Raw genomic sequence first — 7,157 nt, forward strand, 5'->3', positions numbered from 1 at the left:
ATAGAGGCGGGCGGGGCGGGCGACGTACGGCGTCCGGGCGCGCTGCGGGTCAGTACTGCTCGGACTGGCCGCCGTCGATCGGGACGACCGTGGCGTTGATGAAGCCGGACTCCTCGGAGAGCAGGAAGGCGACCAGGCTGCCGACCTCTTCGGGCTTGCCGAATCGCCGCATCGGGTTGACGCTGACGAACGCCTCGCCGGCCTTCTCCCACTCGACCGCGTCGAGCTGCTTGAGCGAGGCCTCGACCATCGGGGTCATGATGGCGCCGGGGGCGATCGCCTTGACGGACACGCCGAACCGGCCGTACTCCACACCGGAGTTCCGGGTGAGGCCGACCACGCCGTGCTTGGCCGCCGCGTAACCGGACTGGTTGCCCACGCCCCGGATGCCGCCGACGGAGGCGGTGTTCACGACGGAGCCGGAGCCCTGGTCCTTCATGATCGGGAGCACGTGCTTCAGGCCGAGGAACACCCCGCGGAGGTTGACCTGGACGACCCGGTCGAACTCGTCGGTGCCGAAGTCCTGGGTGAGGTTCTGCTTGCCCTCGATGCCGGCGTTGTTGAAAAAGCCGTCGATACGACCGTAGGCCTCGACCGTCGCGGAGACGTACCGCTGCACATCGGCCTCGGAGCTGACGTCGGCGGTGATCCGCAGGACCTCCGCGCCGGGTACGGCCTTCTCCACCTCGGCCGCCGTGTCCGCGAGGCCCTGCTCGCTGACGTCGACGAGTGCCAGCCGGGCGCCTTCGGAGGCGACCCGCACGGCCGCCGCGCGACCGAGACCGGAGCCGCCGCCGGTGATGAGGACGACCTTGCCGCTGAATCGGTCTTCCATGACTGAACCTCCACACTGAGATCTGAACCGTTGCACTTGATTAGACAGTACGTACAGTCTAGATATTCCTGGCTGCTCCCAGCCCCGCCATCGGAGGTCCCATGCCCGACCGCCCCGCCGTCTCGCGCCCCCGGCGCGGCCCGCACCGCGACCCGGACGCCCACGAGGCGGTCCTGGCGGCCGCGCGGGAGCTGGTGACCGAGCTCGGCTACCAGGGCGTGACGATGGACAAGATCGCTTCGCGGGCCGGGGTGGCGAGGATGACGGTGTACCGCTGGTGGCCGAACAAGGCGGCGGTGATCACCGAGGCGGTCGCTGACCGGCTCGCCCCGGGGCCGGCGCCGGACACGGGCGATCCGCGCCAGGACGCGCTGGAGTGGCTGCGGAGTCTCGTGCGGACGCTGACGCTGCTCGGCGATCCCAGCGTGGTGACCGGAGCACTGACCGAGCGCGGCGAGGCGGGCCGGGCCGACCTGCGGGATCTGCTGCGGGCCCACGCCGAACCGGCGGCCCGACTGCTGCGGAACGGCGTGGCGCGGGGGCGGCTGCCCCGGGACCTGCCGGTGGAGGCGGTCGTGGACGGCTGGATCGGTTACGCGGTGTACCGGACGGTCTTCCTCGGCCAGGGGATCGCCGAGGAGGACCTCCTGGACCTCGTCGGCCTGCTGCCTCCGCCCCCGTCGGCTGCGGACGGCGCGGCGGACGACACGACGGGCTGACGCGGCCGGCCCGGGTCTCCGTTGCCGGATTCGCCCGGATCAGGTGCCCCCGCCCGCCGCGCCGCGGGTGCGTGTGGTCCGTGCGAGTCTGGAGAGACGTACGGGATACGGGCGGAGCCGCTCCCACCCCGGGCGGTTCCGTGCACACGAGACGGAAGGGCACGACATGGCTGACACCTCGCTCGCGGGTCGCCGGGTCCTGGCGATCGTCACCAACTACGGCGTCGAACAGGACGAGCTGGTGGTACCGGTCGAACAGCTGCGGGAGCGCGGCGCCGAGGTGCATGTGGCGGCCGTGTCCCGGGACGAGATCCGTACCCTGGTCGGCGACAAGGACCCGGGCAGAGCCGTACGGCCCGACCTGACGCTGGCGGACGTCGATCCCACCGCGTACGACCTGCTGCTCATCCCCGGCGGGACGCTGAACGCGGACTCCCTGCGGCTGAGGGACGAGGCGCTGTCGATCCTCCGGTCGTTCACCGCGACCGGGCGACCGGTCGCCGCGATCTGCCACGGGCCCTGGGTGCTCGTGGAGGCCGGAGTGGTCGACGGACGGACACTGACCTCCTACGCCTCGGTACGGACGGACATCCAGAACGCCGGCGGCACCTGGGTGGACGAGCCGGTGATCAGCGACAACGCCGGAGACTGGGTCCTGGTCACCTCCCGTACGCCGGACGACCTCGGCCCCTTCGTCCGTGAGGCGACGGCCGCGCTCGTCGCTTCCACCGGCTGAGCACGGCATCCGAGGAGCGACCGATGACGCACGCCGCGATCTTCGACGTCGACGGAACCCTCGTCGACACCAACCACCTGCACGTGACCGCGTGGTGGGAGGCGTTCCGCCAGGCCGGACACCGCGTCGCCATGCACGACATCCACCGGGCGGTGGGCCTGGGCGGCGGCGATCTGATCGCCGGGCTCCTCGGCGAGCAACGCCGTAAGGAGGAGGACGACCGCATCAGCGCCGCGCACACGACGCTGTACGCGACCTACTTCGACCGGCTGCCGGCGTTCGACGGAGCGGCCCGCCTGCTGCGGGAGCTGTCTTGGCGCGGCTGGCACGTGGTGCTCGCGACCTCGGCGACCGGCGCCGAGCTCGGTGCGCTGCGCCGTGCGCTGGACGCCGACGACGTCGTCCGGGCCACCGCCTCCGCCGACGACACCGCCGAGGGCAAGCCCGCCCCCGATCCGGTGGAGCACGCGATGGCGCTGGTCGGCGGTGCGGCGGACACCTCCGTGTTCGTCGGTGACACCGTCTGGGACATGCGGGCCGCCGCACGGGCGGGGGTCACGGCGGTCGGCGTGCTCAGCGGAGGCATCCCGCGCGAGGACCTCGTGGAGTCAGGTGCCGCCGGGGTGTACAGCGATGTCGCGGACCTGCTGAACCGGCTCGGCAGGAGCCCCTTCGCGCTCCCGGACGTCGGCTGAGGTACGGGTCCTGCCCGGTGGACGGCACGCGGACGCCCGCGAGACGCCCTCACTCCCGGTCCGGCAGCATCTCCGAGGTGATCGCCCAGCGCTCGTGGTCGCGCCATGCCCCGTCGATGTGGAGGAACTCCGGCGAGAACCCTTCGAGCCGGAAGCCGGCCCGCCGGACCAGCGCGATCGAACCCACGTTCCCGGGTTGCACATTGGCTTCCAGCCGGTGCAGTCCCAGCGGGCCGAAGGCGTGGCGGAGCACGAGACCGAGGGCTTCGGACATCAGTCCCCGCCCGGCGGCGTGCGCGAAGGCACCGTATCCCAGGGCCCCGCAGCGGAAGGCTCCGCCGACGATGTTGTTGATGTTGACGAAGCCGGCGATCGCACCGCCCGCCGCCCGTTCGCAGACGAGGAAGCCCTCCTTGTCGGGACTCTCCAGCAACCGCCCCGCGTAGGTGGCGTACGCCTCCTCCTCGGTGGGCGGGAAGAGCCAGGGGTGCTGCGAGGAACGGCTCTCCCTCGCGCGCGCCGTGAACTCGGCGGCGTCCTTCGGGGTGAAGCGGCGCAGCGAGGTCAGCGGCCCCTGCGGGAGGTCCGTGCCGGAGTGCGTGGCGGACGGGGCGTGTGCGGGGGCCGCGGACGCGGCGGAAGCCGGGGCATGCGGTACGCCGGGGTCATGATCATCGGAAACGTGCATCGGCCCACGGTAGGACGGTCCTGGCGAAGGCGGAACGTCGCCACCCGGCAACTCCGAATCCGGGCGTGAACCGGCCCGCACCGGCCTGAACCAGCGTGAACCGGCCCGCACCGGCCCCAGGGCGTCACCTGTTCCGCCGCCGCCGGAACACGTACCCTCCGCAGACCAGTCCCGCGAGGAAGACGCCCAGCAGGGCGAGCCAGAGCGGCATGGTGACGGTGGGGATGATGACACGGATGGTCACCTTCCCGGTGTTCACGCAGATGAAGACGATCGCCAGCACCGCGATGACGGCGACGACGATGCGGCCGGGGGTGAGCAGGCCGTTCCTGGCGCTGCCGTCGCTGGACACGTTCTTGGGGCTCATGGGTCCGGCCTTTCCCTCAGGGCTGTCCCGCGCGGGTCGGGCCGAGCACGACCGCCCTCCGGCGACCAGGATGCCCCGGCGGACGCTCGGCGACCGGTGGTGTGCGTCCGTTCGGGTGACGGGGGGGCTCAGCCCGCCGGGACCACCGGCAGCTCCAGCACCGCGGGGTCCCCCGGTGAGCCGGCGACCGTGACGGGCTTGGCCCCCCGGTTGCCGTAGTACGCGGTGTCGCTCCCCGCGATCACCAGGCGGAGCCGGTGGCCGGCGGCGAACCGGTGGACGATGCCCGGCAGCCGTACGGTGAAGGACTGACGCACGTCGGGTACACGCACCGGGGCGACCAGCCGGTGGACGAGCTCGGTGGACCCGTCGGGGGCGAGATCGTACACCTTGACGAAGAGTACGAGCCGGTCGGCGGCGTCCCCGCTGTTCTGGACGCTCTCCGCCTTCGGGGAGGAGACCCGCAGCCGGGCGCGGGGGGCGCCGACGACGTCGAGGCCGGCGGCCAGCGGGGCGGAGGTCCAGTCCAGATGGGTGCCGTCGGTGTCGTACGGGTCGATGTCGGGCAGTCCGGTGAGTCCGGACAACGAGGTCTCCGAATGACTGCTGGGCAGCGGCCAGTTGGTGTACTTACGGGTGCCGGAGACCACGTCCGAACGGCGCTCCGTCAGTCTGCCGTCGCCGGACAGGTACAGGACGTGCGAGGGGGCGGGGAGTGCGTCGGCGGTACCGTAACCGCTGGTCCAGTCACGGTAGTACGCGAAGGCGGGCCCGGTGTCGGTGGCCCGGTGGCGGAGGTAACGGTCGAACCAGGCGAGGATGCGCCGGCCGACGTAGCTGGTCTCCAGGTTGCCCTGGGACAGGTCGAGTTCACCGGGCGTCGCGCCGCCCCCACTGTGCCCCCATGCCTGCCAGATCATCTTGGCGGTGGTGCCGCGCGCCCGGAGGGCGTCGTAGGTGGCGGTGGCCTCGTTCAGGTTGAACAGGGTGTCGGCCTGCCCCTGCACCAGGAGGGTGGGCGCCTCGACCCGGTCGAGGTAGGAGGCCGGGGAGACGCTTCGGGTGTAGGCGAGTACGGCCTCGGACTCCTCGGCCGGGTAGCGGCCCGAGTTGAGGAAGCTGATGGTGTCGCAGGCCCGCGGGGTGAAGTGGAGGCAGTCCAGGGCGCCGAAGCGTGACGGGTCGAGGCTGGGGGCGAGCAGTGGCTGCCCCTCCCCCATCAGGTAGAAGCCGTTGGTCCACTGCCATTTGAAAACGCCCGGGGTGCGGGAGGCGGCGGCGCTGCCGGTGATGTTGTTGGGCGCGAGCGAGTAGCCGAGGTCGTTCCAGGTGATGAGGGGGACGAGCGCGTCGACGCGGTGGTCGACCGCGGCGGTGGCCAGTTGGACGGCCCCGCCGTACGACCCTCCGATCATGCCGACGCGCGGGTCGCCCGCACCGTCGAGCTGGACGAAGTCGGCCTTGGTGCCGTCGTCGGCCGCCCGGGTCCCCGCGAGGAAGTCGACCAGCCCGGAGGCGGCCTTCCCGTCGGCCTCCGGGGCGTCCAGGGTGATCAGGCAGCCGGACCGGCCGAAGCCGAGGCCGGAGTAGACCAGCCCCACGTAGCCGCGGGCGGCGAAGGCCCGGCCGAGGGCGTCGGTGGAGCCGTCCGACTTGCTGCCCGCGAACCCGTTGGTCGCCAGCACCGCAGGTACGGGATGCGCGGGGTCGGCTCCGCGCGGGCGGTAGAGGTCGGCGTCGACCGTGCAGTCGCGCCCGCCCGCCCGCACGGTGAACTTGAGCGGGGTGACGGTGTACGGCTCCTGTACCGCGCGGGCGGGCACGGCGAGGACGAGCGGGGCGGTGAGCGCCGCTCCGGCGAGGGCTGCGAACGACTTCCCGAACCTGGCGACGACAGCTGACACCGAGGACCTCCACACCCGGGGCACCGGGACCAGCGGCCGACGCCCGAACAGAACACCGAAGCGTCGAAACGCGCCGGACTCGCACACCCCGGGCACGCACGGCGCGGCTCGCCGGACATGCCCCCGGCGCGACCAGTTGCACGTCCGGCGCGAGAAACAGCGAGGTCACCGACCCCATGATGACAGATGGTGTTCATGCTGTGACACGGAGTACGCCGGTGTCAACGCTCCGGCCGCGGATTCCCCCGAGTGGGGCGCCGACCGCTCTTCCCGGCGCCCGGTCCCCCTCCGACGTGTACGGCCCACGGCGAGGAGAACGACGCGCCGCCACCGCAAGTGCGTTGTCGTGGTGTGCAGTTCAGCGGTCGACCAATCCTGCGGCCGTCCCGGGCCCGCCGCGCGCACGCCTGCCGGTCGTGCTTTACTCGCGCGATGGATCTTCTGTTGACGGCGGGCGGCCTGCGCAACGAGACGCTGCGGGACGCCCTGCGGGACATGCTGGGAAGGCCGTTCGAAGCGGCGAACGTCGTGTACGTGCCCACGGCGTCGGTCGCCGAGCCCGGGGACCACGGGTGGCTCCTCGCGGACATGATCCGGGTGCAGGGCCTCGGCTGGCGTGAGTTCGACGTCCTGGAACTGAACGGCCTGCCCCGGCGGACGGTGCTCGACCGGCTGCTCCACGCCGACGTCATCCACGTCGGGGGCGGCAATCAGTACCACCTCGCGCGCAGCATCACGGGCAACGGACTGGCCGACGCCTTCCTGGAGGCGCTGGAGAGCCGGGTCTACGTGGGACTCAGCGCCGGATCGATGATCTTCAGCCAGAACCTCACCGCGCACTCCGCCGACGTCATGGGGGACACCACGGATCTCCACGCGCTCGGTGCGACGACCCTGGAACCGCCGTTCGGCCTCTTCGACTGGTACCTGAAGCCCCATCTGGACTCGCCGGACTTCCCCGACCGGGACGACGCCTGGGCCGACCGCGTCGCCGCGCGGGCGGACTTCCCGGTCTACTTCATCGACGACGAAACGGCCGTCCGTGTCAGGGACGGCGAGGTGGACGTGGTCTCCGAAGGCCGGTGGCGGTTTTCGCCATGACCCGGCGCACGACGGGCCGTTCCCCCGGAGCCCCGGCCGGCGCCGTGCTTGACTCACTCGTTCGAGTGAGCGTTTTCTCGCGCGTACCACCGATTGGTCTGTAGTTAAAGTA

General features: G+C 71.8%; 8 protein-coding genes. 4 read left to right on the plus strand and 4 right to left on the minus strand.

All coding sequences use genetic code 11. The features are described 5' to 3' along the window. Positions 1–49 precede the first annotated feature (49 nt). The gene (locus tag ACWD3D_RS31055; protein WP_451464080.1) at positions 50–835 is read right to left on the minus strand and encodes an SDR family oxidoreductase; all 786 of its coding nucleotides are present in this window, start codon (positions 833–835) and stop codon (positions 50–52) included. A 101-nt stretch (positions 836–936) separates the two neighbouring features. Between ACWD3D_RS31055 and ACWD3D_RS31060 the strand changes: the two genes are divergently transcribed. The 3 genes from ACWD3D_RS31060 to ACWD3D_RS31070 all read left to right on the plus strand — a co-directional run bounded on the left by ACWD3D_RS31060 (position 937) and on the right by ACWD3D_RS31070 (position 2,985). Next, complete coding sequence (locus tag ACWD3D_RS31060; RefSeq protein WP_451464081.1) at positions 937–1,554, plus strand: TetR/AcrR family transcriptional regulator; 618 nt, start codon at positions 937–939, stop codon at positions 1,552–1,554. A 166-nt stretch (positions 1,555–1,720) separates the two neighbouring features. After that, entirely contained in the window at positions 1,721–2,290 is a 570-nt protein-coding gene (locus ACWD3D_RS31065; RefSeq protein WP_451464082.1) for a type 1 glutamine amidotransferase domain-containing protein, read from the plus strand. 23 nt (positions 2,291–2,313) lie between these two features. Further along, positions 2,314–2,985 (plus strand): HAD family hydrolase, encoded by a 672-nt coding sequence (locus ACWD3D_RS31070; protein ID WP_451464083.1) that lies wholly within the window; start codon positions 2,314–2,316, stop codon positions 2,983–2,985. Positions 2,986–3,034: 49 nt separating this feature from the next. Here the strand turns inward: ACWD3D_RS31070 and ACWD3D_RS31075 are convergent, their stop codons facing one another. From ACWD3D_RS31075 to ACWD3D_RS31085, 3 genes are all read right to left on the minus strand, one after another. Then, positions 3,035–3,673: a GNAT family N-acetyltransferase gene (locus ACWD3D_RS31075; protein WP_451464084.1), complete on the minus strand. Its 639-nt coding sequence runs from the start codon at positions 3,671–3,673 to the stop codon at positions 3,035–3,037. Between the two features lie 124 nt (positions 3,674–3,797). Beyond that, the gene (locus ACWD3D_RS31080) at positions 3,798–4,040 is read right to left on the minus strand and encodes an LPXTG cell wall anchor domain-containing protein (RefSeq protein ID WP_451464085.1); all 243 of its coding nucleotides are present in this window, start codon (positions 4,038–4,040) and stop codon (positions 3,798–3,800) included. 128 nt (positions 4,041–4,168) lie between these two features. Further along, positions 4,169–5,944, minus strand: coding sequence for a CocE/NonD family hydrolase (locus ACWD3D_RS31085; protein ID WP_451464086.1), 1,776 nt, complete (start codon positions 5,942–5,944; stop codon positions 4,169–4,171). A 432-nt stretch (positions 5,945–6,376) separates the two neighbouring features. Here ACWD3D_RS31085 and ACWD3D_RS31090 point away from each other — a divergent pair, with 432 nt between their 5' ends. Then, positions 6,377–7,045, plus strand: a complete 669-nt coding sequence (locus ACWD3D_RS31090) for a Type 1 glutamine amidotransferase-like domain-containing protein (RefSeq protein WP_451464087.1) — start codon at positions 6,377–6,379, stop codon at positions 7,043–7,045. Positions 7,046–7,157 lie beyond the last annotated feature (112 nt).

It is taken from the genome of Streptomyces sp. NPDC002690 (assembly GCF_053592415.1).

Coding starts and splice junctions, on each gene's coding strand:
- ACWD3D_RS31055 (WP_451464080.1), bottom strand. CDS start 835: ATGGAAGACCGATTCAGCGGCAAGGTCGTCCTCATCACCGGCGGCGGC.
- ACWD3D_RS31060 (WP_451464081.1), top strand. CDS start 937: ATGCCCGACCGCCCCGCCGTCTCGCGCCCCCGGCGCGGCCCGCACCGC.
- ACWD3D_RS31065 (WP_451464082.1), top strand. CDS start 1,721: ATGGCTGACACCTCGCTCGCGGGTCGCCGGGTCCTGGCGATCGTCACC.
- ACWD3D_RS31070 (WP_451464083.1), top strand. CDS start 2,314: ATGACGCACGCCGCGATCTTCGACGTCGACGGAACCCTCGTCGACACC.
- ACWD3D_RS31075 (WP_451464084.1), bottom strand. CDS start 3,673: ATGCACGTTTCCGATGATCATGACCCCGGCGTACCGCATGCCCCGGCT.
- ACWD3D_RS31080 (WP_451464085.1), bottom strand. CDS start 4,040: ATGAGCCCCAAGAACGTGTCCAGCGACGGCAGCGCCAGGAACGGCCTG.
- ACWD3D_RS31090 (WP_451464087.1), top strand. CDS start 6,377: ATGGATCTTCTGTTGACGGCGGGCGGCCTGCGCAACGAGACGCTGCGG.